Here is a 24,794-nt window from a genome sequence, read left to right on the forward strand (position 1 = left end):
CGACATGAGTTTCCTCGAGTACGCACCCGCCCCCGAGTCGCGGGCGATCCTGTCGCTTCGCGACAGCTACGGACTCTTCATCGACGGCGAGTTCGTCGACGGCCGTGGCGAACCATTCCAGACCATCTCGCCGGCGAGCGAAGAGCGCATCGCGATGATCGCGAACGCGAACGAGGCCGATGTCGAGACCGCCGTCGCCGCCGCCCGCCGCGCCTATGACCGCACCTGGTCGCGCATGAGCGGCCGCGACCGCGGCAAGTACCTCTTCCGCATCGCCCGGCTCGTGCAAGAGCGCGCCCGCGAGCTCGCCGTCGCAGAGTCACTCGACAACGGCAAGCCGATCAAGGAGTCGCGCGACGTCGACGTGCCGCTCGTCGCGGCCTGGTTCTTCTACTACGCGGGCTGGGCCGACAAGCTCGACCACGCCGGGCTCGGGGCGAACCCGCGCTCACTCGGCGTGGCCGCGCAGGTCATCCCGTGGAACTTCCCGCTGCTGATGCTCGCGTGGAAGATCGCGCCGGCCCTCGCTGCAGGCAACACCGTCGTGCTCAAGCCCGCCGAGACGACTCCGCTCTCGGCCCTCATCTTCGCCGAGATCCTCCAGCAGGCGGAGCTCCCGCCGGGCGTCGTGAACATCATCACCGGGGCCGGCGACACGGGTGCCGCGCTCGTCGCCCAAGAGGGCGTCGACAAGGTCGCCTTCACGGGCTCGACCGGTGTCGGGCGGGCCATCGCGAAGCAGATCGCCGGAACCGACAAGAAGGTCACGCTCGAGCTCGGCGGCAAGGCCGCGAACATCGTCTTCGACGACGCGCCCATCGACCAGGCCATCGAGGGCATCGTCAACGGGATCTTCTTCAACCAGGGGCACGTGTGCTGCGCAGGCTCGCGCCTGCTGGTCCAGGAGAACATCCACGACGAGGTCGTCGAGCGGTTGAAGCTGCGCCTGTCGACGCTCCGCCTCGGCGATCCGCTCGACAAGAACACCGACATCGGCGCCATCAACTCGAAGGAGCAGCTCGAGCGCATCCGCGAGCTCTCCGACGTCGGGGTCGCCGAGGGCGCCGATCGGTGGAGCGCGCCGTGCGTGATCCCCGAGAACGGCTTCTGGTACGCGCCGACGATCTTCACCAACGTGCAGACCTCGAGCCGCATCGCCCGTGAGGAGATCTTCGGCCCGGTGCTCTCGGTGCTCACCTTCCGCACGCCCGCCGAGGCGATCGCGAAGGCGAACAACACGCCCTACGGCCTCTCCGCCGGCATCTGGAGCGACAAGGGCAGCCGCATCCTCGCGGTCGCCGATCAGCTGCGCGCCGGCGTCATCTGGGCCAACACCTTCAACCGCTTCGACCCCTCGAGCCCCTTCGGCGGCTACAAGGAGAGCGGCTACGGCCGCGAAGGCGGCCGCCACGGCCTGGCGGCCTACCTCTCCCCGGCGCCGATCGGCCAGCCCGCCACGCGGCAGAGCCTCGCCGCCCCGGCCACGACGAAGCCGATCGAGGCAGCGGATGCCGCGCCCAAGCGCACCCGTCGAGCCGCACAGCGCCGGCAAGCAGACACTGCCACGAAGGGAACGAAGCGATGACCCGCCTCGCCGTGCCGAAGACGTACAAGCTCTACATCAACGGCGCCTTCCCGCGCAGCGAGTCCGGACGCACCTACGAGGTGCGGGCGGCCGACGGCGGCTTCCTCGCGAACGCGGCCAAGGCGTCCCGCAAGGACGCGCGCGACGCGATCGTCGCGGCGCGCGGCGCCGTGCCGGGTTGGTCGGGTGTCACCGCGTACAACCGCGGACAGGTGCTCTACCGCATCGCCGAGCTCCTCGAGGGCCGCCGTGCGCAATTCGTCGCCGAGATCGAGGAGGCCGAGGGCGTTACCCGCGCCGTGGCATCCGCCCAGGTCGACGAGGCCATCGACCGCTGGGTCTGGTACGCCGGCTGGGCCGACAAGTTCGCGCAGGTCACCGGCAATGCGAACCCCGTGGCGGGCCCGTACTTCAACATCTCGGTGCCCGAGCCCACGGGAGTCGTGGCGATCATCGCTCCCCAAGACTCGTCGCTCCTCGGATTCGTCTCGTCGGTGGCTCCGGCCCTCGTCGCGGGCAACACCGTGGTCGTCGTGGCCAGCGAGCGCTTCCCGCTCTCGGCGATCAGCCTCGCCGAGGTGCTCGCCACGAGCGACGTGCCGAAGGGCGTCGTCAACGTGCTCACCGGCTCGCCGGCCGAGGTCGCGCCGTGGCTTGCGAGCCACGCCGACGTGAACGCGCTCGACCTCGTGGGCGCCGGAGCCCTCGACTGGATCGCACTCGAGGTCGATGCCGCCGACACGCTCAAGCGGGTGCTTCGACCCGAGTCCGGGCCCGACGCCGCCGCACCCACCGTCGGCCGCATCGCCGCCTTCACCGAGACGAAGACGGTGTGGCACACGAAGAGCCTCCTGTAGGCGACGATGGCGGGGCGCGCGGGTGCTTCCGATGAACGGGACCGGCTGACTGCCGATCCCTTCGACTACCGCGTCACGAAAGAAGGCGCCGTGATCGTGTTCCGGGGCGGCCGGCCGGTGATGACCGTCGGCGGCCACGATGCGGCACGCCTCGTCGAGGCGCTGCAACTGGCCGACGATTCACAGGCTCAGCACCTGCTGGCCAGGGCGAGCGGCAACTATCGTCGAGGCAACGAACGGTCGTAGGTTGGCGACGCGGTCGATTTCCGGCCCGCTCTGGTCACCGCTACTGGCGGTCGATCGACGTGGCGTAGCCTCAGCAGGAGGCCGTCGACGGTGCGGCCGTGATCCGGCGACGAGTTCGCAGCGGATTCCTCTGAGTGATACCCGGCGAGTGCAGCGCACCGCCGGGAGACGGGAAACATCCCATGGCCACCACCCCTCGACTCCTGCGTCTCGGAGTTCTGGCGCACTCGAGCAAGCCCGACGAGAAGCGGCTGCCGTTGCATCCGTCGCACTTCGAGAAGATCGATGCCGACCTGCGCGGGCAGATGATCCTCGAACGCGGGTACGGCGAGCGGTTCGGCGTCACGGACGCCCAACTGGAGTCGTTCGTCGCCGGCCTCGCCTCGCGCGAGGAGATCATCGCCGACTGCGACGTCATCCTCCTGCCGAAGCCGCAGGCGTCCGACCTGGAGGGCCTGCGCGACGGCCAGGTGCTGTGGGGCTGGCCGCACTGCGTTCAGGACCGCGCCATGACCCAGCTCGCCATCGACAAGCGACTCACCCTCATCGCCTGGGAGGCGATGAACCACTGGACGGCGAGCGGTGGCTTCGGTCTGCACGTGTTCCACAAGAACAACGAGCTGGCGGGCTACTGCTCTGTGCTGCACGCACTGCAGCTCTGCGGGTCGACGGGTGACTACGGCCGGCGCCTCAGTGCGGTCGTGATCGGGTTCGGTGCCACCGCCCGCGGGGCGGTCACGGCGCTGAACGCCCACGGCGTCCACGATGTGCGGGTGCTCACGAACCGGGACACCGCCGCGGTGGGGTCGCCGATCCCGTCGGTCGACATCATCCAGTTCGAGCACAACCCCGATGCGCCGTTCCTGAGCACCGTCAACACCGAAGACGGCCCGGTGCCGCTCGCCCCGTTCCTGGCTGAACGGGACATCGTCGTGAACTGCACCCTGCAGGACCCGAACGCCCCGCTCACCTACCTGCGCACGGAGGACCTCGGCGCGTTCCGCCCGGGCAGCCTCATCATCGACGTGTCCATCGACGAGGGGATGGGCTTCAGCTGGGCCCGGCCGACCTCGTTCACCGAGCCGATGTTCACGGTGGGGGAGTCGACGAACTACTACGCCGTCGATCACAGCCCGTCGTACCTCTGGAATTCGGCGACCTGGGAGATCAGCGAAGCGCTCATGCCGTTCCTCCGCACGGTGATGGAGGGTCCTGACGCGTGGGCCCAGTCGGAGACGATCCAACGGGCGACCGAGATCGCCGACGGGCGCATCCTGAATCCCGCGATCCTCGAGTTCCAGGGCCGGTCGGCGGAGTACCCCCACCTCCCGGTCTCGTAGGCGGCACACGGCCCCCGAATGGGATGTAACGAAATGGTAACGGGCTTGCTAGAGTGACCTGCACCGTCGCGCAAAGGCGCGCGCCCGGTGGAAAGGCCCGAACCCGTGACCCGAACCTCTCGTGCGATCGACCCGCCGAACGCACCCCAGGCCTTCTCCGAATGCCCACCGGCCCGACGCCTGCTCGATCACCTCGCACATCCGCCCCGTCGCGCCGTGCGCATCCTGCTCGCGACACTCGCCGTGACGACGACCGCGTCCGCGCTCCTCATCGCGGCCACCCCGACGACCGCCTCGGCGGTCGACGTATTCGGGGCGCTCCGCGTGCCGGGCGAAGCCGCGTTCATCGTCGGGCATCGCGGTGACCGCGCCGAGGCGCCCGAGAACACGATGCCCTCGCTCGAGCTCGCGATGGACGACCTCGACTTCGTCGAGACCGACGTGCAGATGAGTCGAGACGGGGTCCCGGTGCTCTTCCACGACACGACCCTCGAACGCGTGGCGGGTGCGAGAAGTTCGATCGGCGACCTCGATCTCGAACACCTGCGACGCCTCGACGTCGGCGCCTCGTACGGCGCCGAGTACGCGGGCGAGCGGATCCCCACCCTCGACGCGTTCCTCGAGGCGCTCGCCGACCGCGAGACGGCTCGCGCCCTCGTGGAGCTGAAGGCCGACTGGACCGTCGAGGAGGTGCGCACGGTCGTCGACCTCATCGAGCGCCATGCGTTGCGAGGCCGCGTGGTGCTGCAGAGCTTCAGCCTCGAGACGCTCTTCGCGATCCAGCGGGTGTCGCCCACAACGCCCCGCATCATGCTCATCCGCGAACTGCCAGTCGACCCCGTGCCACTCGCCGGGCGGCTCGGGGTGATCGGGTTCGGCACCACCGTGGCATCCGTCACCGCCGTGCCCGACGCCCTCGAGGCGTTGCACGAGGCCGGCGTGGCCGTGCTCTGCTACACCCTCAACAGCCACGACCACTGGCAGGAGGTGAGCGCGCTCGGCGTCGACGGGATCATCACCGACCAGCCGAGCGAGCTCGACGAGTGGCTCGCCGTCACGGCGCCCGGCACCTGAAGCCGAGTCAGCCGGTCTCGATGCCGAGATGGCCGGCCGCGGCCTGGAACTCGTCGTGCATGCGTTGGGAGAAGAGCACGAAGCGCACGAGCGGCGGGGCCGTCTGCGCCGCGGCGACGGTGGCGATGGCCACGCGCGCGGCGTCGTCGGCCGGCCAGCCGTAGACTCCCGCCGAGATCGCCGGGAAGGCGACGGATGCTGCGCCGAGCCCGGCGGCGACGGCAATCGAGTTGCGGTAGGCCGCCGCGAGCAGCTCCCGCCGTGCGTCCGCCTCGGCGCCGGGCCCCGGCCATACGGGCCCGACCGCGTGGATGACCCAACGCGCGTGCAGCCGCCCGGCGCCGGTGGCCACCGCCTCACCGGTGGGCAGGCCGTCGGGGAGTGTCGTGGCGCGCAGGCGCCGGCACTCGGCGAGGATCTCGGGTCCGCCGGCACGGTGGACCGCACCGTCGACCCCGCCGCCGCCGAGCAGGGCCGAGTTCGCGGCGTTCACGATCGCGTCGACGTGCTCGGCCGTGAGGTCGCCCGTGACGAGCTCGATGCGTGGCATCCGCCGGACTATCCCCGGTTGTTGGAGAGCTCGAAGATGCGCACGAGCTCGCTGACGGCAGCATCGCGCTGCTCGCCGCCCGCCTCGTACATGTCGCTCACGTGCGTACGCAGGTGGTTCTCGACGAGCAGCTTGTTCAGGGAGGCGAGCGACTTCTGAACGGCGAGCGACAGGGTGATGATGTCGACGCAGTAGTCGTCGTTCTCGATCATCTTCTCGATGCCGCGCAACTGGCCCTCGATGATCTTCGTGCGGTGCAGGGAGCGCTTCTTGATGTCCTCGATCACCCTCACAGGATACTCCGTTTGCATGAGATACCCCCTGGGGGTACCGTTGGGCTTCGGAAGACCGCACAGGAGGCACTGGATGACCCTGCAACACGATGCCCGCACGATCGACCTCGACATCGAGGGAATGACCTGTGCGAGCTGTGTGGGGCGGGTCGAACGACGTCTCGGCCGGCTCGACGGCGTCGAGGCAGAGGTGAACCTCGCGACCGAACGGGCGCGCGTGCGCTTCCCGTCGACGACCTCGATCGACGAGCTGCTCGACGCGGTGCGTGCCGCCGGATACCGTGCGCAGGTCACCGCCCCGCCCGAGCCGCCGGCGTCCGCCCCATCGGTCGCATCGGTCGAACCCCGAGGGGTCGTGACGGATGCGACGGCACCTGCGGATGACCCGCTGCGCACGCGACTCGTCGTCTCGGCGCTGCTCACGGTGCCCGTCGTGGTGCTCGCGATGGTGCCCGCGCTCCAGTTCACGTACTGGCAGTGGCTCTCGCTCACCCTCGCCGCTCCGGTCGTCGTGTGGGGCGGCTGGCCGTTCCATCGCGCGGCCGCCGTCAACCTGCGCCACGGTACGCTCACCATGGACACCCTCGTCTCGCTCGGCACGCTCACCGCATTCGCATGGTCGCTCTGGGCGCTCTTCCTCGGTCACGCCGGCATGCCCGGCATGACGCACGGGTGGACCTTCGGCGTGCGCGGCACCCCGGGCGGAGACGTCTACCTCGAGGTCGCGGCCGGTGTCGTCACGATCCTCCTACTGGGCCGGGTGCTCGAGGCGCGCTCGAAGCGTCGCGCGGGGGAGTCCCTGCGCACGCTCCTCGACCTCGCGCCTCGTGAGGTCGCCGTGCTCCGACGCGCCGGCCGCGGCGCCGCTGACGCCGCCGGCACCCTGTCGGCGGAGCTCGAGGAGCGCGTGCCCATCGCCGCGCTCCGCGTGGGCGACCGCTTCGTCGTGCGCCCCGGCGAGCGCGTCGCGGCCGACGGCATCGTCGAGCGGGGTGAGGCGGGCGTCGACGAGAGCATGCTGACCGGCGAGCCGGCCCCGGTCGACGTCGCAGCGGGCGACACCGTCACGGCGGCGACGATCGTGCACGGCGGCAGCCTCGTCGTGACGGCGACGCGAGTGGGCTCCGACACCCGCCTCGCGCAGATCGCACGCCTCGTCGAGGACGCACAGCTGGGCAAGTCCCGCTCGCAGCGTCTCGCCGATCGCATCTCCGCCGTCTTCGTCCCGATCGTCATCGCGATCGCCCTCGGCACCGCCGTCGTGTGGCTCGCGACCGGCAGCCCGCTCGAGCAGGCGGTCACCGCGGCCGTCGCCGTGCTCGTCATCGCGTGCCCGTGCGCGCTCGGGCTCGCGACCCCCGTGGCGATCCTCGTGGGCACCGGCAGGGGCGCCGAGCGCGGCATCCTGATCACCGGTCCCGAGGCACTCGACCGCACCGCCGGCGTCGACACGATCCTGCTCGACAAGACGGGCACGCTCACCACCGGACACATGCGGCTGACGGGTGTCACCACCACCCCCGCCACCGACCGGGCTCGGGCGCTCGGCATCGCCGCCGCGCTCGAGCGGGGCTCGGAGCATCCGGTCGCCCGCGCCATCACCGAAGCGGCCGAAGGCGACGCCCAGGTGCCGATGCTCTCCGTCGCGGGATTCCGCGCCCACAGCGGCCTCGGCGTCTCGGGTTCGGTCGACGGGATCGCCTCGGGCGCCGGGCGGCCGGCCTTCCTCGCCGAGCGCGGCTATACGATCCCCGAGCAGCTCGAAGCCCGCGCGGCCGAGTCCGATGACACGCTCGTCGCCGTCGGGTGGGACGGCGAGGTACGCGCGCTCCTCGAGATCGGCGACTCCGTGCGCGACGGTGCCGCCGAGGCGGTCGCCCGCCTCCGGTCGCAGGGGCTCCGCCCGGTGATCGTCACCGGGGACACGCCCCGGGCGGCCGCCCGCACCGCCGCGAGTCTCGGCATCGACGACGTGCACGCCGGGGTGAGCCCCGAGGGCAAGCTCGCGATCGTGCGCGGGCTCCAGGCCGGCGGCGCCACCGTCGCGATGGTCGGCGACGGGGTGAACGATGCCGCCGCACTCGCCGCGGCCGACCTCGGCATCGCGATGGGCGGGGGCACGGATGCCGCAGCCTCGGCGAGCGACCTCGCACTGACGCGCGACGAGCCCGCGGCGATCCCCGATGCCATCGCGCTCGCCCGCGCCACTCGCGGCACCATCCGCGGCAACCTGTTCTGGGCCTTCGCGTACAACGTCGCGGCGATCCCGCTCGCGGCGGCCGGGTTCCTCAATCCGATGATCGCCGGGGCGGCGATGGCGTTCTCGAGCGTCTTCGTGGTGCTCAACAGCCTGCGGCTCCGACGCGCGTGAGGACCGCCGAGCGCTAGCGTGGTGGCATGGCCCGTGTGCGCTCCGCCCGATCGTTCGCCGCCGCGGTGCTCGCCGCGGGCCTCGCGCTCGCGCCGGCCGCAGGTGCCCTCGCGATGACGCCGGGTGCGGAGCCCGACGGCCGCGGCGACGCCGTCGCCGCGGCATCCGCCGTCATGGGCCTGCCGGCGGGCGTCGACGACTTCACCTTCGCCTCCTTCGATGCGATCTACGAGCTCTCCCGTGACGCGGGCCGCCGCTCGGTGCTCGAGACCACCGAGACGCTCGTCGCGGTCTTTCCCGACTTCGACCAGAATCGAGGCATCCGGCGGGCGATTCCGCTCGACTACGACGGCCACCCGACCGACCTCGAGATCCTGTCGGTGACGGATGCCGCGGGGGAGCCGCGCCGGTTCGAGACCGCCGAAGACGACGCCGGTGAGTTCCTCCTCGTCACGATCGCCGGCTCCGACTACGTGCACGGCGAGCAGACCTACGTCATCGAATACCGCCAGCGGAACGTGACGCACGTGCCCGACGATGCGGCGATCGACGAGTTCTACTGGGACGTGAACGGCACCGGCTGGGCCCAGCCGTTCGGGCGCGTGAGCGCCGAGCTGCGCATGAGCGACGAGGTCGGCCGCGGGTTCGATGGCGACGTCGCGTGCTACCGCGGATGGAGCGGCTCGAGCACCCCGTGCGAGGAGCTCGCCGTCGACGAGTCGCCGCCGCCCGTCGTCACCGCCGCGGCGGCCGAACTCGGCCCCTACGAGAACCTGACGATCGCAGCCGGCTTCGAGTCGGGTACCTTCGTGCCGCGCGACGAGGCCTTCACGTCCTCTCCGGCCGCGGTCACGAGCGGGGTCGCGGGCCTCGTCGCGCTCATCACCGCGGTCGCCGCGATCGTCACCCGGGCGACCCGCTGGCGTGACCACCCGGGCCGCGGCACGGTCATCGCCCAGTACGAACCGCCCGCCGACGTGAGCGCGATGGTGGCCGCCGACCTCGTCGGGCGGCCCGGCAAGGGAGTGACCGCGACGATTCTCGAACGAGCCGTCGACGGTGAGGTCCGCATCGTCGAGACCGGTCGCAAGTCGTACGCGGTCGAGTACACCGGCGAGGGTGCGGTCCCGGCCGATGCCGAGGCGCGCCGAATCCTCGCCGCACTCTTCGGCGGCAATCCGGCACGCGGAGCGCTGCGCTCGCTGAAAGCCCGCGACACCGCACTCGGCAAGCGCCTGCTCGCCATCCGCCAATCGGTCACCAAGCACGTCGTGCAGTCAGGGCTGCGCCGCCGCCCCGAGCTCGGGCGGCGCGTGCTGTTCGCGCTCGTCGCGCTCGTCGCCACCGTGCTGAGCGTGGTCTTCGGCATCGTCGCGCTCGACGATCGCATGGGTGGCGGCTGGCCGTTCCTCTGCCTCATCCTCGCCATCGCCGCAGCGCTCGCGACGCTCGTGACCGTCGCCGGCGTACGGCCGCTGACCGAGCGCGGTCGCGCGATCCGCGACCACCTCGAGGGGCTGCGGCTCTACATCCGCCTCGCCGAGGCCGATCGGCTTCGGGTGCTCCAGAGTCCGGTGGGAGCCCTGCGGGTCGAGCGCGACGGGCTGTCGTCGGCATCAGGGCCGCCCGATCCGGTCGTGGTGCTCAAGCTCAACGAGCGGCTCCTGCCCTACGCCGTGCTGTTCGGCCTCGAGCGCGAGTGGAGTCGCGAGCTTGCGGCCCTCTACGAGCAGACCGGGGAAGCACCCGGCTGGTACGACGGACGTTCCACGTTCAACGCGAGCGCCTTCGCGGCCGGCGTCTCGTCGTTCTCCTCGACGTCGAGCACCTCGTGGTCGGGCTCGAGCTCGAGTTCGTCGTCGAGCGGCTCCAGTGGCGGCGGGTCCTCGGGCGGCGGTGGCGGTGGCGGCGGTGGCGGCGGCGTCTGACGCCGGTCACTCCTCGCCGGCGACGCCCTCGTCGGCGAGGTCGACGCGGCGTTCCTCGTCGATGCCCGGCGGTTCGTCGTCGAGGCTGTCGTCGAGCGCGCGGTCGTCGTCATCGACCGCCGCACCCGGCTCGTCGAACTCCGTGTCCTGCGCGACCGTGAAATCGTCGTCTTCGGGTGCGATCTCCGCGCCCGCCCCCGCGATGTCGTCCATGCCCCCAGAGTAGGCCTGTCGGACCGATCCCGCACTGACAGGACTCGGTGCGGCTGACGCGCCAGACCGCGTCGACGCGGCACGCGCGTCCGGTGTGCCGTGAAACGGCGGGCATCCGGCTAGAATGAACGTGCGCCCGACGAATCCGTTCTTCGGCCGACCGCGTGAGCCCGGCTCGCGTGCTGCTCGGTTCGGGATTCGGCGTCCCGCCATCCGATGCATCCCCGTGATGTTCTGGGCGGGCTCGATCACCACGACCGGTGGCGAGGGGGCGTGCCGGAGACGGCAGACGAACGGGAGGACCATGGCCCAGACGAGGCAGCGCCAGCGCACGCGTTCACGCGACGATGACGCACCCATCATCCCGATCCTCGCGCGCAAGGTGCGCGAGGTCGAGCAGAAGGCGCAGAAGGGCAAGCTGGGGCCCACGAACCGCACCAAGTTCCAGGTCATCGCGCTGCTCATGCGTGAGGAGCGTGCCCGGGTCAAGGCCGACTCCGAGGTGACCGACTCCGCGCGCGCCGAGCTCCTCAAGCGACTCGACGGCATCGCCCAGATCCTCGCGAAGACCGCCGCACGCGACACGAGCCTCATCGCACTGCTCGAGCCCGACGCCTCGATCTCCACGGTCGCGCAGCGCTTCCGCCGCGACTGGCTCCTCGAGTCCGGCGCCGAGCTCTCACCCGACGAGCTCATCATCACGCGCGAGCCCGAGATCAAGCTCGAGCTCGCCGAGAACCAGGTGATCCCGGCATCCGTCCGGTCGCGCCAGCTCGCGAACCCGTTCCTCCCGCCCGACTTCTCCAAGCCCACGACTCCGGTCGTGCCCGTGCGGCGCCTCGCGAACTGGGAGCTGCTCGGACCGCTGTTCAAGTCGTTCGAGGTCGGCTCCGGCGGCCAGGCCGCGAGCATGGAGCTCCCCGAGGCGCCCAAGGTCGATCGGCTCTCGCCGCGCGGCCTCGAGCTCATGAAGCACCAGGTGCGGTTCATCGAGTCCGCCCGTGAGGGCCACCGCACGTTCCTGCTCGCCGACGAGCCGGGCCTCGGCAAGACGGCGCAGTCGGTGCTCGCGGCATCCGTCGCCGGCGCCTATCCGCTGCTCGCGGTCGTGCCGAACGTCGTGAAGATGAACTGGGCCCGCGAGGTCGAGCGCTGGACGCCGAACCGCCGCGCGACGGTCATCCACGGCGACGGCCACTCGCTCGACGCGTTCGCCGACGTCGTCATCGTCAACTACGACGTGCTCGACCGTCACATGGCATGGCTGTCGACGCTCGGCTTCAAGGGCATGGTCGTCGACGAGGCGCACTTCATCAAGAACCTGCAGTCGCAGCGCTCGAGGAACGTGCTCGCCCTCGCCGAGCGAATCCGCCGCGCCGCCCCCGGCGGCGACCCGCTGCTGCTCGCGCTCACCGGCACGCCGCTCATCAACGACGTCGACGACTTCCGAGCGATCTGGAAGTTCCTCGGCTGGATCGACGGTGACAAGCCCTCGCCCGAGCTCCTCGGTCGCCTCGAAGAGACGGGGCTGACGCCTGCCGATCCGGGCTTCTACACCGAGGCGCGTCGCGCCGTGATCGACCTCGGCATCGTGCGCCGCCGCAAGGTGGATGTCGCGGCCGACCTGCCAGCCAAGCGCATCGCCGACCTCCCCGTCGAACTCGACGACGAGTTGGGCCGTTCGGTCCGTGCCGCCGAGCGTGAGCTCGGCAACCGCCTCGCCGGGCGCTTCCGCGCCCTCGTGGAGGCGCGCAAGCTGCGCATCGGCGACCTCGACGACGAGCAGCGCGACCAGTTCATCCGTGCCGTCGCGAGTGCCGAGCTCGAGGAGTCGAAGTCGGCGAAGTCCGGCGAGAACGTCTTCACGATGGTCCGTCGCATCGGCCAGGCGAAGGCGGGCCTCGCGGCCGATTACGCCGCGCAGCTCGCGCGGTCGGTCGGCAAGGTCGTCTTCTTCGCGAAGCACATCGACGTGATGGACCAGGCCGAGGCGGCGTTCGCAGCCCGCGAGCTCCGCACCGTCTCGCTCCGCGGCGACCAGACGGCCTTCCAGCGCCAGGCCGCGATCGACGCGTTCAACAAGGATCCCGAGGTCGCCATCGCCGTCTGCTCGCTCACCGCGGCGGGCGTCGGCGTGAACCTCCAGGCCGCCTCGAACGTGGTGCTCGCCGAGCTCAGCTGGACGGCCGCCGAGCAGACGCAGGCGATCGACCGCGTGCACCGCATCGGGCAGGACGAGCCGGTCACCGCGTGGCGCATCATCGCCGCGCACACGATCGACGCCCGCATCGCGGAGCTCATCGACTCGAAGCAGGGCCTCGCCGCGCGTGCGCTCGACGGCAGCGACGTCGAGCCGGGCTCGGCCGACTCGGTGCAGCTCGACGCGCTGCAGAGCATCCTGCGCTCGGCGCTCGACGGCAGCCTCTGACCGGAGGCTGACCGGCCGACGGAGGGTGCACCTGCGGAGGCTATAGACTGCGGCAGTCGAATTGCCCCGCCGACGTGGCCACCGGCAACACCATGTTCATTGAGCACCTGGAGTCGTCCACACCATGAAGATCGGGATCCTGACGAGCGGCGGCGACTGCCCCGGACTGAACGCGGTCATCCGCGGCGCGGTGCTGAAGGGCGTCATCTCGCACGACGCCGAGTTCGTCGGGTTCCGCTGGGGTTGGCGAGGCGTGGTCGAGGGCGACTTCATGCCGATCGAGCGCCACGATGTGCGGGGGCTCTCGAAGCAGGGCGGCACGATCCTCGGTTCGAGCCGCACGAACCCGTTCGAGGGCGAGGGCAGCGGCCCCGAGAACATCCAGCGCATGCTCGACGAGAACGGCATCAACGCGATCATCGCGATCGGCGGCGAGGGCACCCTCACCGCCGCGCGCCGGCTCACCGACGCCGGCCTGAAGATCGTCGGCGTGCCGAAGACGATCGACAACGACCTCGCAGCCACCGACTACTCCTTCGGCTTCGACACCGCGGTCGAGATCGCGACCGAGGCCATCGACCGTCTGCGTACGACCGCGGAGTCGCACGGGCGCTGCATGGTGGTCGAGGTCATGGGACGCCACGTGGGCTGGATCGCCCTGCACTCCGGCATGGCGGGTGGGGCGCACGCGATCCTCATCCCCGAGCACCCGACGAACATCGACCAGATCTGCGAATGGGTCGAGTCGGTGCGCGACCGGGGCCGTGCTCCGCTCGTCGTGGTCGCCGAGGGCTTCCACCTCGACGACATGGACGAGGCGCACTCGCACAAGGGCCTCGACGCGTTCAACCGGCCGCGGCTCGGCGGCATCGCCGAGCGACTCGCTCCGATGATCGAGGAGCGCACCGGCATCGAGTCGCGCGACACCGTGCTCGGCCACATCCAGCGCGGCGGCGCCCCTTCGGCCTACGACCGGGTGCTCGCCACACGACTCGGCATGGCCTCGGTCGACGCGGTCTACGACAGCGCCTGGGGCTCCATGGTCACCCTGCGCGGCACCGACATCGAGACGGTGTCGATCGCCGAGGCGGTCGGCAGCCTGAACCGCGTGCCCGAGTCCCGCTACGACGAGGCGAAGATCCTCTTCGGCTGACGGATGCCACTGCCCCAGGTCTGCGTCTGCTACCTCCTGCGCGAGCGCGAGGGGCGCGTCGAGGTGCTGCTCGGTCGCAAGAAGCACGGGCTCGGCATGGGGTACTTCGTCGGACTGGGCGGCAAGCTCGAGCCGGGCGAGACGGCGACGGATGCCGCCGTGCGTGAGGTCTTCGAGGAGTCGGGCGTGACCGTGGCGGCGGGCGACCTCGAACCGCGGGGACTCCTGACGTACCACTTCCCGCACCGTGAGGCGTGGAGCCAGGAGTCGAGCGTGTTCGTGTGCCGCCGATGGGAGGGCGAGCCCGCGGCATCCGACGAGCTCGATCCCGAGTGGTTCGACGTGGCGACGGTCCCGTTCGCGCAGATGTGGGATGACGCCCGGCGATGGCTGCCCGGGGTGCTCGATGGAGGCCTGGTTCGGCGCACCTTCGTCTTCGGTGCCGACCTCGCGACGGTGGTGGAGGAGCCCAGTTCGGTCGCGTAGTATCGTCGATTGCACGGCGATCGCCGGTACTGCAACCAACGTCCGCTGAACATCTGGTGAAACTCTCACCGATCCCAGAGAAAGACGCCGGTGGATCTCACCCTCATCGTCGTGCTGGTCATCGCACTGGCGCTCTTCTTCGACTTCACGAACGGCTTCCACGACACCGCGAACGCGATGGCAACGCCCATCGCCACCGGGGCACTCCGTCCCAAGGTCGCGGTCGGCCTCGCCGCGATCCTCAACCTCGTCGGTGCGTTCCTCTCGACCGCGGTGGCAACGACCATCTCCGGCGGCATCATCAATGAGGGCGAGGGCGGGGTGCTCATCACCCCCGAGCTCATCTTCGCCGGACTCATCGGTGCGGTCGTCTGGAACATGGTCACGTGGCTGCTCGGCCTCCCGTCCTCGTCGAGCCACGCGCTCTTCGGCGGCCTCATCGGAGCTGCGCTCGTCGGATTCGGGGTCGAGGCGATCAACTTCAGCGTCGTCCTCTCGAAGGTGATCCTGCCCGCGATCCTGGCGCCGCTGACCGCGGGCCTCATCGCCTACGCGGCGACGAAGCTCGCCTACGCCATCACCCGGCGCTACGACGGCAAGCCCGACGGTCGCGATGGCTTCCGGCACGGACAGATCTTCTCGTCCTCGCTCGTCGCGCTCGCGCATGGCACGAACGACGCGCAGAAGACGATGGGCATCATCACGCTGACCCTCGTCGCAGCAGGCCTGCAGAGCTCGGGCGACGAGGTGCAGACGTGGGTGATCGTCACCTGCGCCATCGCGATCGCGCTCGGCACATACATGGGCGGATGGCGCATCATCAAGACCCTCGGAACAGGCCTCACCGATGTGAAGCCCGCTCAGGGTTTCGCTGCAGAGACGTCGACGGCCGCGACGATCCTCGCCTCGACGCATCTCGGCTTCGCGCTCTCGACGACGCAGGTCGCGTCGGGATCCGTCATCGGCTCAGGGCTCGGCCGCCGCGGCTCGAAGGTGCGTTGGCGCACGGCGGGCCGAATCGGCATCGGATGGCTGTTGACCCTCCCGGCCGCAGGCGCGGTCGGTGCGCTCGCCGCGTTCATCGCACTGCAGGGCGTGGTGGGCGTCATCATCGACGCGGTCGCCGGGGTCGTCGTGATCTCGACGATCTTCCTCTGGTCTCGTCGCAACGAGGTGTCGCACCGGAACGTCGTCAGCGAGGTCGCCGCGTCGGGCCGCGCGGTGAAGATCAAGCGGAATCCCAAGCCCAAGCGGAAGGTGGCGCCGTGATCGACTGGTTCGCATTCGTCATCGTGCTCGTGACGGCGCTCGTGGGCTCGACCATCGTCGTCGTCGCCTACGCGTTGGGTATCCGGCTCCTCACGCTCTCGGGTCGCACGCCCATCGTGTCGCCGGCGGAGTTCACCGACGCGATCACCGTGGTCACGCCCGCTGAGATCCGCCAAGCCGAGAAGCGCGCCGCGAAGGCGGCGAAGAAGTCGCCGCTCAGCCAGGGGCAGAAGCGTGCAGCCCTCATCGGCGCCCGGGCCTGCTTCGTCGTGAGCGCCGCAGCGGTGATCTTCGGCATCTACCTCATCGTCGGCGAGCACCTGCTGCTCCTGTTCGGCTGAGCGCGCTCCTCCCGGTGTGCGCCCGGCCGTTCCGCCTCGCTACAGTCGTCGGGTGACTACATCGACGCCCCCCGAGGCTCCGCCGCAGCGCGCGAAGCCCGTCAACGCCATCGACCGCTTCTTCGAGATCACCGCGCGTGGCTCCACCGTGGGAACCGAGGTGCGTGGCGGCATCGTCACCTTCGTCACCATGGCCTACATCGTGATCCTGAACCCGATCATCCTCTCGTCGGGTGTCGACGTCGACGGCGATCAGCTCGGCTTCGCGCAGGTCTCGGCGGTCACCGGCCTCACCGCCGGCGTGATGACGATCCTGTTCGGCCTCGTCGCCCGGCTTCCGTTCGCGTTCGCCGCCGGTCTCGGCATCAACTCGTTCCTCGCGGTCTCGGTCGTCGGACAGGTGACCTGGCCCGAGGCGATGGGCCTCGTGCTCATCAACGGCCTCATCATCGTGCTGCTCGCGGCCACCGGGCTTCGCCGCCTCATCTTCGATGCCGTGCCGATCCAGCTGAAGCTCGCGATCACGGTCGGCATCGGGCTCTTCATCGCGTTCATCGGCTTCGTCGACGCCGGATTCGTCACGGCGACGGGCGCCGGCTCGCCGCCCGTCGGCCTCGGTGTCGATGGCTCGGTCGCGACGGTTCCGGCGCTCGTGTTCGTGGTCACGCTCCTGCTCACGGCGATCCTCATGGCCCGCAGGGTGCGAGGGGGCATCCTCATCGGCCTCGTCTCCGGCACCGTGCTCGCGGTCGTCGTCGAGGCGATCTGGAACATCGGCCCGAAGTTCGCGGGCGACGACGTCAACCCGGGCGGCTGGGGCCTCTCGGTGCCCGAGCTCACGGGGTCGTGGGTCAGCGTGCCCGACCTCTCCCTCGTCGGCCAGGTCTCGTTCGGGAGCTTCGAGCGCATCGGCGTGCTCGCCGCCCTGATGCTCGTCTTCACCCTCGTGTTCACGAACTTCTTCGACGCGATGGGCACCATGACCGGCCTGTCGAAGGAAGCCGGCCTCTCCGACGCGAAGGGCGACTTCCCCCGCCTGAGGTCGGCGCTGATCGTCGAGGGAGTCGGCGCGGTCGCCGGCGGATACGCCTCGGCATCGTCGAACACGGTCTTCATCGAGTCGGGTGCCGGCATCGGCGAGGGCGCGCGAACGGGGCTCGCGAACATCGTCACCGGCGTGCTGTTCCTCGTCGCCATGTTCTTCACGCCGCTCGTGTCGATCGTGCCCAGCGAGGTCGCCGCGGCCGCGCTCGTCATCGTCGGTGCGCTCATGATGGCCCAGATCAGGGGCATCGACTTCAGCGAGTTCTCGGTGCTCATGCCGGTGTTCCTCACGATCACGGTGATGCCGCTCACCTATTCGATCGCGAACGGCATCGGTGCCGGGTTCATCAGCTGGGTGATCATCCGGTCCCTCGCCGGCCGGGCGAAGGAGATCACCCCGTTGCTTTGGATCGTGTCGGCGGGCTTCCTCATCTACTTCGCGCGGGGCCCGGTCGAGGCGCTGCTCGGCGGCTGAGGCGCCGGGCCGCGGGCGCGCCCACCACGCGATCGGGGGGATAGCCCCATATTGCGGCGCCCGAGGCATCCGTAGCGTGGAATCACACCCACGAACAGGAGATCTTCGATCATGACCACCGCCACCCACACCGAGCCGCAGGCCCCGTTCGCCACGCCGAACCCCCACGCCGTGCCGAGCGCGGAGACGCGCGGGTTCAGCATCTCGAGCCTCGTGCTCGGCCTCGTGTCGATCGTCGCGAGCTACACGTTCTTCGTGCCCGTCGTCGGGCTCGTGCTCGGCATCATGGCGCTCAAGCGCGAACCCGCGTCGCGCACCATGGCGATCTGGGGCATCGTCCTCAACTCGGTGATGCTCGCCGGCGCCGTGCTCGTCACGGTCGGTGCGCTCGTCTTCGGGCTGGCCATGCTGCCCTTCGCGTTCCTCTGAGCGCAGGCGCCGTCAGGGCGTGACCTCGCGATGGCGGGCGGTGCTTCGGCACCGCCCGCCATTCGCTGTTCTCGCTGGCGAACGTGGCGGGCGATAGGCTCGGTTCGAGTGAACACGCGCCACAAGCGCAACCGAACGGCAATGGAGCCAACTGTGTCGAACCCGACCGCACACCTGTCCGATCCCGACACCCTGGGGGCCAGCATGCACTTTCCGGGCCCCGGAGAGCCCACCCGCACCGAGACCGACTCGCTCGGCTCCGTCGAGGTTCCGGCCGACGCCTACTGGGGCGTGCACACGATGCGCGCACTCGAGAACTTCCCGATCTCCAAGCGGCCCATCTCGGTCTACCCCGACCTCATCGTCGCCCTCGCCTCGGTGAAGCAGGCCGCCGCCCGCGCCAACCGCGAGGTCGGCGTGCTGAACGCCGAGAAGTCGGCGTGGATCGACGAGGCGTGCCAGCGCATCATCGACGGCGAGCACCACGACCAGTTCGTGGTCGGCGTCATCCAGGGCGGCGCGGGAACGTCGACCAACATGAACGCGAACGAGGTCATCGCGAACCTCGCGCTCGAGATCGCCGGCTACGAGAAGGCACGCTACGACGTCGTTCACCCCATCGACGACGTGAACCGCAGCCAGTCGACGAACGACACCTACCCCACAGCACTGAAGATCTCGCTCGCATTCTCGCTCAAGACGCTCCTCACCGAGCTGGAGCTGCTCCGGCAGTCGTTCAGTCGCAAGGCCCAGGAGTTCCACGAGGTGCTGAAGGTGGGGCGCACCCAGCTGCAGGACGCGGTGCCGATGACCCTCGGCCAGGAGTTCCACGGCTTCGCCACGACGCTCGGCGAAGACCACGCCCGTCTCACCGAGACCATCTGGCTGCTCTCCGAGATCAACCTCGGCGCCACCGCGATCGGCACCGGCATCACGGCCGACCCCGGCTACGGCGCTGCCGCCGTGCGTCATCTGAACGAGATCACCGGACTCAGCCTCGAGTCCGCGCCCGACCTCATCGAGTCGACGAGCGACGCGGGCGCGTTCATGTCCTTCTCGGGCTCGCTCAAGCGCAGTGCCATCAAGCTGTCGAAGATCTGCAACGACCTCCGCCTGCTCTCCTCTGGCCCGCAGGCGGGCTTCGGCGAGATCAACCTCCCGCCCCGCCAAGCCGGCTCGAGCATCATGCCGGGCAAGGTCAATCCGGTCATCCCCGAGGCCGTCAGCCAGGTCGCCTACGCGATCGCGGGCACCGACGTCACGGTGACCATGGCCGCCGAGGCGGGCCAGCTGCAGCTGAACGCCTTCGAACCCGTGATCGCCCACTCGCTGCTGCAGTCGATCGTCTGGCTGCGGCAGGCGTGCTGGACCCTCCGCGTCAACTGCGTCGACGGCATCACGGCGAACGTCGAGCGACTCGACTCGATGGTGGCCTCGAGCGTCGGCGTCATCACCGCCCTGATCCCGTTCATCGGCTACACTGCCGCGGCGGTCATCGCGAAAGAGGCCCTGGCGACCGGCCGTCCGGTCGCCGACCTCGTGGTCGAGGCAGGTCTGATGAGCCGGAGCGACGTCGTGCGGCAGCTCGCGCCGTCACGGCTCTCGGGCATCCACCCGATCACGACCGCCATTCCGGTCATCGACCTGCAGGGCGAGCCGTCGGAGTAGCCGCCAGCGACGCTCAGATGACGCGGCAGTGGGTGGTGAGCGAGCCGATGCCGCCGATCGAGACGGTGACGGTCGCGCCGTCGCGGAGGAACACCTGCGGGTTGCGCGAGTAGCCGGCGCCGCCCGGACTTCCGGTCGAGATGAGCGTGCCCGGCGGGATGGTGGCCGAGCGCGAGAGGTACGAGATGATCTCGGCGACGCTGCGCACCATCTCGCTGGTGGAGGCATCCTGCAGGATGCGGCCATCGACGTTCGTGGTCAGCCAGAGGTCTTGCGGATCGGCGATCTCATCGGCCGTGACGACGACCGGGCCCGTCGGTGTGAAGCCGTCGAACGACTTGCAGCGCGACCACTGCGCCTCGCTGAACTGCAGGTCGCGCGCGGTGATGTCGTTGACGACCGTGTATCCCCAGACGTAGTCGAGCGCGTCGCGCGCGTGCACGCCTCGCGCCGGCCTGCCGATGATGACGCCGAGCTCGGCCTCGTAGTCGACCTGCTTCGTGAGGTCTTCGGGCCAGGTGGTGGTGGCGCCGTGGCCCGTGAGCGAGTTCGGCCAGAGGGAGAAGATCGTCATCGCGGTCTCGGAGCGCAGCTTCAGCTCGGAGGCGTGCGCGGCGTAGTTCGCGCCGATCGCGATGACCTGCGCGGGGCGCAGCACGGCCGAAGAATGACGCAGCTGCGCGACGGCCGTGAGCTCGGCGCCGGCTGCAAGGCCGGCATCGACCGCGATGCGGGCCTCTGCGAGGCCGGCATCGCCGCGTTCGATGAGGTCTTGGAGGTCGCGCGGGGCGCGCTCCATGATCTCGTCGAGGAAGATCGCGGAGTCTCCGACCACCGCCGCGAGCCGAGGGGTGGTCTGGCCTTCGACTCTGAGGTGGGCGAATCTCACTCCTTCAGGCTATCGGGCCGGCTCGTGGCGTGACTGTGCGGGGTGTACAACGAACCGGCCCGAATGCGCCGTGACGTCGACAATCGATCAGTGCGCCGCCGGTCGCAGGCGAAGCTCCTGCATGCCGCCGTCGACGGCGAGCGCCACACCAGTCGTCGAGCCGGCGTTCGGGCTGGCGAGGTACGCGACCGCCTCGGCGACCTCATCGGCCGAGACCAGCCGGCCATGCGGCTGGCGTGCCTCGAGGGCGGCGCGCTCGGTGGCCGGGTCGGGCGCCGAGGCGAGGAGGCGGCCAATCCAGGGGGTGTCGGCGGTTCCCGGGTTCACGGCGTTCACCCGGACGCCCTGGCGCAGATGATCAGCGGCCATCGCCCGTGTCAACGCGGCGACGGCACCTTTGCTGGCGCTGTAGAGGGCCCGCTCGGGGAGACCGGCGGTCGCGGCGATCGATGAGGTGTTCACGATCGCAGCGGCGGGGGAGCGGCGCAGGTGCGGGAGTGCGGCCCGCGCGACACGCACCATGCCGAGCACGTTGATGTCGAAGACGCGGTGCCATTCGTCGTCGGCGTTCGCCTCGATCGTGCCCTGCGCGCCGATGCCCGCGTTGTTCACGACGATGTCGATACGGCCGAACTCGGCGGCGACCCGCTCAACGGCCGCTCGTACGCTCGCATCGTCGGCGACGTCGACGGCGATGGCGAGGTCGGCGTGCGGTGCGCCATCCGGCTGCAGGTCGAAGACGGCGACCCGCGCGCCGCCCGACTTGAGACGGCCCGCGATCGCGGCGCCGATGCCGGAGGCGCCGCCGGTGACGATGGCGATGAGGTCGGTGAAGTCCTGGTTCATGATGGTCCCTTCCGGATCAGGCCGAAACGTAGCTCTGGCGCTGGCGCCCGAGTCCGTCGATCTCGAGCTCGACGACGTCGCCAGGGGCGAGGTACGGGAAGCGACCCGAGAGCGCCACGCCCTCCGGCGTGCCCGTGAGCACGAGATCGCCCGGCTCGAGCGCGAGCACCTGGCTCAGCTGCCAGACGATCGTGTCGATGCCGAAGATGAGGTCGCTCGTGCGCGAGTCCTGACGGGGTTCTCCATTGACGAAGCTCCGCAGGCGCACGTCGTCGGCGTCCACGTCGTCGCCGGTGACGAGCCACGGGCCGGTCGGGCAGAAGCCGGGCGCGCTCTTGCCCTTGCTCCACTGGCCGCCCGAGGTCGCGAGCTGCCAGTCGCGCTCGGAGAGGTCGTTGACCGTGACGTATCCGGCGATGTGGGCACTCGCGTCCGCGGCGGAGTCGAGGTAGCTCGCCCGAGCGCCGATGACGATGCCGAGCTCCACCTCCCAGTCGGTCTTCGCACTGCCTCGGGGGATCGTGACGTCGTCGAACGGACCGACGACCGTATTCGGCGACTTCATGAACATGACGAGCTGGGTGGGTGGCTCAGACCCGGACTCGGCGGCGTGGGCCGCGTAGTTCATGCCGATGCAGTACACGGCAGACGGGCGCGCGATGGGGGATCCAACGCGAAGCGACGCGGCATCCGGAAGCTCGGGGAGGCTGCTCGCGGCGACGGCGGCCCGTGCTCGCTCCACGCCGCCGTCGGCGAGGAATGCGCCATCGATGTCGGCGGTGACGGGGCGCAGGTCGAGCGTGCGCCCCGCATCGATGACGACGGGGATCTCGGCGCCGGCTGCGCCGAGGCGGGCGAATCTCATATGGGTCCTCTCCGTTGAAGCACTCCATGAACATCTGAGCTCTCAGCTGTTGTCAGTGCGGAATGAGGAAGATTCTTGCATACCTTCCAAGAGTTGACAGCACAGACATCCGATGTTTATGCTCGAGTTCGCCACGAAAGGACGCAATGAGCACGATCGTCAGCGTAGACACCCGGGACATCCGCTTCCCGACTTCCCTCGAGCTCGACGGCTCCGACGCGATGAACCCCGATCCCGACTACTCGGCGGCATACGTCGTCGTCGGCACGGATGCCCCCAGACGGCCTCTCGGGCCACGCGTTCGTGTTCACCATCGGCCGGGGAAACGACGTCGAGGTCGCAGCGCTCGAGGCACTTCGCGGTCACCTGCTCGGCCGGGACGTCGAGCAACTCCTCGGTGACATGGGCGCGACCTGGCGGCTCCTCGCGCACGACTCCCAGCTGCGCTGGCTCGGGCCCGAGAAGGGGGTCATGCACATGGCCATCGGGGCGGTGCTCAACGCCCTGTGGGATCTCAAGGCCAAGCGCGCCGGCCTGCCGCTCTGGCAGCTCCTCTCGACACTGAGCCCCGAAGAGCTCGTCGACCTCGTCGACTTCCGCTACCTCAGCGACGCGATCACCCCCGAGGAGGCGCTCGAGCTGTTCCGCAGCGCGGAGTCCGGCCGCGCCGAGCGCATCGAGACCCTGCTCGCCTCGGGCTATCCGGCGTACACCACCACGCCGGGCTGGCTCGGCTACTCCGACGAGAAGCTCGACCGGCTCTGCCGCGAAGCCGTGGCCGACGGATTCCCCCAGATCAAGCTCAAGGTGGGTGCGAGCCTCGACGACGACGTGCGTCGTCTGCGGATCGCGCGCGCTGCGGTCGGCGAGGGGTATCCGATCGCCGTCGACGCGAACCAGCGGTGGGACGTCGCCGCTGCGATCGAGTGGGTGAACGCCCTCGCCGAGTTCGAGCCCGCCTGGATCGAGGAGCCGACGAGCCCCGACGACGTGCTCGGACACGCGGCGATCGCGCGCGGCGTGGCCCCGATCCGCGTCGCCACGGGCGAGCACGTGCAGAACCGCGTGGTGTTCAAGCAGCTGCTCCAGGCTGGCGGCATGCAGGTCATGCAGATCGACGCCACGCGCGTCGGCGGCGTCAACGAGAACATCGCGAATCTCCTGCTCGCCGCGAAGTTCGGCGTGCCGGTCTGCCCGCACGCGGGCGGGGTCGGGCTCTGCGAGGCCGTGCAGCATCTCTCGATGTTCGACTACGTCGCGCTGTCGGGCACGATGGAAGGACGCATGATCGAATACGTCGACCACCTGCACGAGCATTTCGTCACGCCCGTCGTGATCGAGCGCGGCCGCTACGTCACCCCCACGGCACCGGGCGCCGGCACTGAGATGCTCGCGGCATCCGTCGAGGAGTATGCCTGGCAGGGCGTGCACGCCGGCGAGGTGGCGCTGTGACCGCCGACCTGACCTCCCCCGAGCGGCTCGGGCCCATCGGGTACGGCGCCGCGTCGATCGGCAACCTCTACCGCGAGGTCGGCGACGCCGAGGCCGATGCCGCGCTCGCCGCCGCCTGGGATGGCGGCATCCGTTACTTCGACACCGCTCCGCACTACGGTCTCGGATTGTCAGAGCGCCGGCTCGGCGCATTCCTGCGCACTCGTCCAGACGACGAGTACGTGCTTTCGACGAAGGTCGGCCGCGTGCTCGACCCGAATCCTGAGTTCTCCGGCGGCGACGACCTCGCCGCCGACTTCGCCGTACCGGACGAGACCGTCCGACGGTTCGACCCGAGCGAGGCCGGCGTGCGGCGCAGCATCGAGGACTCGCTCGAGCGACTCGGACTCGACCGCATCGATATCGCCTTCCTGCACGACCCAGACGCGTACGACCTCGACCGCGGCCTCCGCGAAGGGCTCCCCGCGCTCGTGAAGCTCCGCGACGAGGGCGTCGTCGGCGCCATCGGCATCGGCACCAACAGCGCGGATGCCGCGGCCCGCGCGGTGCGCGAGGCCGACCTCGATCTCGTGATGATCGCCGGTCGCTACACGCTCATCGAGCAGCCGGCGCGCGACGAGCTGCTGCCGCTCTGCGAGGAGCGCGGCGTCGGCGTGGTGGCGGCGGCGGTCTTCAACTCGGGGCTGCTCGCCACTGACGCGCCCGATCGCACCGCGCGATACAACTACGGCGAAGTACCTCCCGAGGTGCTCGCGCACACCGGGCGCCTCGCGGAGGCGTGCCGCGCCGCGGGCGTGTCGCTGCCTGCGGCAGCGCTCCAGTATCCGCTGCAGCATCCGGCGGTCCGGTCGGTGGTGGTCGGGTCGGCGCGAGCCGCAGACATCCGCCAGAACATCGATCGGGTGCACGCGACGGTGCCCGACGGGTTCTGGGACTCGCTGCGTGCCGACGGGCTCATTCCGTGACGATCGAAACCAGTAATCCGACCTCTC

Annotated in this window: 22 protein-coding genes and 1 pseudogene; 17 read left to right on the plus strand and 6 right to left on the minus strand. The window is 70.1% G+C overall.

Annotated elements, in window-relative coordinates:
• The first annotated feature begins 4 nt into the window (after positions 1 to 4).
• The 5 genes from QFZ26_RS15945 to QFZ26_RS15965 all read left to right on the plus strand — a co-directional run bounded on the left by QFZ26_RS15945 (position 5) and on the right by QFZ26_RS15965 (position 5,102).
• Positions 5 to 1,585, plus strand: a complete 1,581-nt coding sequence (locus QFZ26_RS15945; RefSeq protein WP_307043837.1) for an aldehyde dehydrogenase family protein — start codon at positions 5 to 7, stop codon at positions 1,583 to 1,585.
• Complete coding sequence (locus QFZ26_RS15950) at positions 1,582 to 2,442, plus strand: aldehyde dehydrogenase family protein (protein WP_307043839.1); 861 nt, start codon at positions 1,582 to 1,584, stop codon at positions 2,440 to 2,442. The genes QFZ26_RS15945 and QFZ26_RS15950 overlap by 4 nt, the downstream gene beginning before the upstream one ends.
• 6 nt (positions 2,443 to 2,448) lie before the next feature.
• Positions 2,449 to 2,688, plus strand: a complete 240-nt coding sequence (locus tag QFZ26_RS15955) for a hypothetical protein (protein WP_307043841.1) — start codon at positions 2,449 to 2,451, stop codon at positions 2,686 to 2,688.
• 182 nt (positions 2,689 to 2,870) lie between these two features.
• The gene (locus QFZ26_RS15960) at positions 2,871 to 4,028 is read left to right on the plus strand and encodes a N(5)-(carboxyethyl)ornithine synthase (protein ID WP_307043842.1); all 1,158 of its coding nucleotides are present in this window, start codon (positions 2,871 to 2,873) and stop codon (positions 4,026 to 4,028) included.
• 105 nt (positions 4,029 to 4,133) lie between these two features.
• Positions 4,134 to 5,102: a glycerophosphodiester phosphodiesterase gene (locus tag QFZ26_RS15965; protein ID WP_307043844.1), complete on the plus strand. Its 969-nt coding sequence runs from the start codon at positions 4,134 to 4,136 to the stop codon at positions 5,100 to 5,102.
• A gap of 7 nt (positions 5,103 to 5,109) precedes the next feature.
• Here the strand turns inward: QFZ26_RS15965 and QFZ26_RS15970 are convergent, their stop codons facing one another.
• Together QFZ26_RS15970 and QFZ26_RS15975 are read right to left on the minus strand one after the other, a co-directional pair.
• Positions 5,110 to 5,652: an O-acetyl-ADP-ribose deacetylase gene (locus QFZ26_RS15970; RefSeq protein ID WP_307043846.1), complete on the minus strand. Its 543-nt coding sequence runs from the start codon at positions 5,650 to 5,652 to the stop codon at positions 5,110 to 5,112.
• A gap of 8 nt (positions 5,653 to 5,660) precedes the next feature.
• A complete protein-coding gene (locus QFZ26_RS15975) occupies positions 5,661 to 5,939 on the minus strand; it encodes a metal-sensitive transcriptional regulator (RefSeq protein WP_307043848.1) in 279 nt (92 codons plus the stop codon).
• A gap of 79 nt (positions 5,940 to 6,018) precedes the next feature.
• Between QFZ26_RS15975 and QFZ26_RS15980 the strand changes: the two genes are divergently transcribed.
• The gene (locus tag QFZ26_RS15980; protein ID WP_307043850.1) at positions 6,019 to 8,316 is read left to right on the plus strand and encodes a heavy metal translocating P-type ATPase; all 2,298 of its coding nucleotides are present in this window, start codon (positions 6,019 to 6,021) and stop codon (positions 8,314 to 8,316) included.
• Between the two features lie 26 nt (positions 8,317 to 8,342).
• Positions 8,343 to 10,244: a DUF2207 domain-containing protein gene (locus QFZ26_RS15985; protein WP_307043852.1), complete on the plus strand. Its 1,902-nt coding sequence runs from the start codon at positions 8,343 to 8,345 to the stop codon at positions 10,242 to 10,244.
• Between the two features lie 6 nt (positions 10,245 to 10,250).
• On the opposite strand, the gene QFZ26_RS15990 is transcribed toward QFZ26_RS15985, so the two are convergent.
• On the minus strand, positions 10,251 to 10,457 hold the full coding sequence (locus tag QFZ26_RS15990; protein ID WP_307043854.1) for a hypothetical protein: 207 nt from the start codon (positions 10,455 to 10,457) through the stop codon (positions 10,251 to 10,253).
• Between the two features lie 304 nt (positions 10,458 to 10,761).
• On the opposite strand from QFZ26_RS15990, the gene QFZ26_RS15995 reads away from it, so the two are divergent.
• From QFZ26_RS15995 to QFZ26_RS16030, 8 genes are all read left to right on the plus strand, one after another.
• Entirely contained in the window at positions 10,762 to 12,885 is a 2,124-nt protein-coding gene (locus QFZ26_RS15995) for a DEAD/DEAH box helicase (protein WP_307043856.1), read from the plus strand.
• 124 nt (positions 12,886 to 13,009) lie between these two features.
• On the plus strand, positions 13,010 to 14,038 hold the full coding sequence (locus tag QFZ26_RS16000) for a 6-phosphofructokinase (protein ID WP_307043858.1): 1,029 nt from the start codon (positions 13,010 to 13,012) through the stop codon (positions 14,036 to 14,038).
• A gap of 3 nt (positions 14,039 to 14,041) precedes the next feature.
• Positions 14,042 to 14,524 (plus strand): 8-oxo-dGTP diphosphatase, encoded by a 483-nt coding sequence (locus tag QFZ26_RS16005; protein WP_307043860.1) that lies wholly within the window; start codon positions 14,042 to 14,044, stop codon positions 14,522 to 14,524.
• A gap of 90 nt (positions 14,525 to 14,614) precedes the next feature.
• Positions 14,615 to 15,793 (plus strand): inorganic phosphate transporter, encoded by a 1,179-nt coding sequence (locus QFZ26_RS16010; protein ID WP_307043862.1) that lies wholly within the window; start codon positions 14,615 to 14,617, stop codon positions 15,791 to 15,793.
• The gene (locus QFZ26_RS16015) at positions 15,790 to 16,134 is read left to right on the plus strand and encodes a peptidase (protein WP_307043864.1); all 345 of its coding nucleotides are present in this window, start codon (positions 15,790 to 15,792) and stop codon (positions 16,132 to 16,134) included. Before QFZ26_RS16010 ends, QFZ26_RS16015 begins: the two co-directional genes overlap by 4 nt.
• Positions 16,135 to 16,186: 52 nt before the next feature.
• Positions 16,187 to 17,653 carry an NCS2 family permease gene (locus tag QFZ26_RS16020; protein WP_307043866.1) on the plus strand — a complete coding sequence of 489 codons (1,467 nt, stop codon included), beginning with the start codon at positions 16,187 to 16,189 and terminating at the stop codon, positions 17,651 to 17,653.
• Between the two features lie 111 nt (positions 17,654 to 17,764).
• A complete protein-coding gene (locus QFZ26_RS16025; RefSeq protein WP_307043868.1) occupies positions 17,765 to 18,082 on the plus strand; it encodes a DUF4190 domain-containing protein in 318 nt (105 codons plus the stop codon).
• A gap of 204 nt (positions 18,083 to 18,286) precedes the next feature.
• On the plus strand, positions 18,287 to 19,750 hold the full coding sequence (locus QFZ26_RS16030; RefSeq protein WP_307045109.1) for an aspartate ammonia-lyase: 1,464 nt from the start codon (positions 18,287 to 18,289) through the stop codon (positions 19,748 to 19,750).
• Positions 19,751 to 19,763: 13 nt separating this feature from the next.
• On the opposite strand, the gene QFZ26_RS16035 is transcribed toward QFZ26_RS16030, so the two are convergent.
• The 3 genes from QFZ26_RS16035 to QFZ26_RS16045 form a co-directional block, all read right to left on the minus strand.
• Complete coding sequence (locus QFZ26_RS16035; protein ID WP_307043869.1) at positions 19,764 to 20,639, minus strand: fumarylacetoacetate hydrolase family protein; 876 nt, start codon at positions 20,637 to 20,639, stop codon at positions 19,764 to 19,766.
• A gap of 87 nt (positions 20,640 to 20,726) precedes the next feature.
• Positions 20,727 to 21,485 (minus strand): SDR family NAD(P)-dependent oxidoreductase, encoded by a 759-nt coding sequence (locus QFZ26_RS16040; RefSeq protein ID WP_307043871.1) that lies wholly within the window; start codon positions 21,483 to 21,485, stop codon positions 20,727 to 20,729.
• Between the two features lie 16 nt (positions 21,486 to 21,501).
• A complete protein-coding gene (locus QFZ26_RS16045; protein WP_307043874.1) occupies positions 21,502 to 22,350 on the minus strand; it encodes a fumarylacetoacetate hydrolase family protein in 849 nt (282 codons plus the stop codon).
• A gap of 146 nt (positions 22,351 to 22,496) precedes the next feature.
• Between QFZ26_RS16045 and QFZ26_RS16050 the strand changes: the two are divergent.
• Positions 22,497 to 23,802 (plus strand): annotated as a pseudogene (locus QFZ26_RS16050) (L-fuconate dehydratase).
• Positions 23,799 to 24,767 (plus strand): aldo/keto reductase, encoded by a 969-nt coding sequence (locus QFZ26_RS16055; protein WP_307043876.1) that lies wholly within the window; start codon positions 23,799 to 23,801, stop codon positions 24,765 to 24,767. Before QFZ26_RS16050 ends, QFZ26_RS16055 begins: the two are co-directional and overlap by 4 nt.
• Positions 24,768 to 24,794 lie beyond the last annotated feature (27 nt).

The sequence above is a fragment of the Agromyces ramosus genome (assembly GCF_030817175.1).
Classification (GTDB): Bacteria; Actinomycetota; Actinomycetes; order Actinomycetales; family Microbacteriaceae; genus Agromyces; species Agromyces ramosus_A.

Excerpts from the sequence above, each read along its gene's own strand:
- QFZ26_RS16005 (WP_307043860.1), top strand. The coding sequence starts at position 14,042 with ATGCCACTGCCCCAGGTCTGCGTCTGCTACCTCCTGCGCGAGCGCGAG.
- QFZ26_RS16025 (WP_307043868.1), top strand. The coding sequence starts at position 17,765 with ATGACCACCGCCACCCACACCGAGCCGCAGGCCCCGTTCGCCACGCCG.
- QFZ26_RS15955 (WP_307043841.1), top strand. The coding sequence starts at position 2,449 with ATGGCGGGGCGCGCGGGTGCTTCCGATGAACGGGACCGGCTGACTGCC.
- QFZ26_RS15980 (WP_307043850.1), top strand. The coding sequence starts at position 6,019 with ATGACCCTGCAACACGATGCCCGCACGATCGACCTCGACATCGAGGGA.
- QFZ26_RS15995 (WP_307043856.1), top strand. The coding sequence starts at position 10,762 with ATGGCCCAGACGAGGCAGCGCCAGCGCACGCGTTCACGCGACGATGAC.
- QFZ26_RS15985 (WP_307043852.1), top strand. The coding sequence starts at position 8,343 with ATGGCCCGTGTGCGCTCCGCCCGATCGTTCGCCGCCGCGGTGCTCGCC.
- QFZ26_RS16040 (WP_307043871.1), bottom strand. The coding sequence starts at position 21,485 with ATGAACCAGGACTTCACCGACCTCATCGCCATCGTCACCGGCGGCGCC.
- QFZ26_RS15960 (WP_307043842.1), top strand. The coding sequence starts at position 2,871 with ATGGCCACCACCCCTCGACTCCTGCGTCTCGGAGTTCTGGCGCACTCG.
- QFZ26_RS15950 (WP_307043839.1), top strand. The coding sequence starts at position 1,582 with ATGACCCGCCTCGCCGTGCCGAAGACGTACAAGCTCTACATCAACGGC.
- QFZ26_RS16000 (WP_307043858.1), top strand. The coding sequence starts at position 13,010 with ATGAAGATCGGGATCCTGACGAGCGGCGGCGACTGCCCCGGACTGAAC.
- QFZ26_RS16030 (WP_307045109.1), top strand. The coding sequence starts at position 18,287 with ATGCACTTTCCGGGCCCCGGAGAGCCCACCCGCACCGAGACCGACTCG.
- QFZ26_RS15970 (WP_307043846.1), bottom strand. The coding sequence starts at position 5,652 with ATGCCACGCATCGAGCTCGTCACGGGCGACCTCACGGCCGAGCACGTC.
- QFZ26_RS15990 (WP_307043854.1), bottom strand. The coding sequence starts at position 10,457 with ATGGACGACATCGCGGGGGCGGGCGCGGAGATCGCACCCGAAGACGAC.
- QFZ26_RS16045 (WP_307043874.1), bottom strand. The coding sequence starts at position 22,350 with ATGAGATTCGCCCGCCTCGGCGCAGCCGGCGCCGAGATCCCCGTCGTC.
- QFZ26_RS15945 (WP_307043837.1), top strand. The coding sequence starts at position 5 with ATGAGTTTCCTCGAGTACGCACCCGCCCCCGAGTCGCGGGCGATCCTG.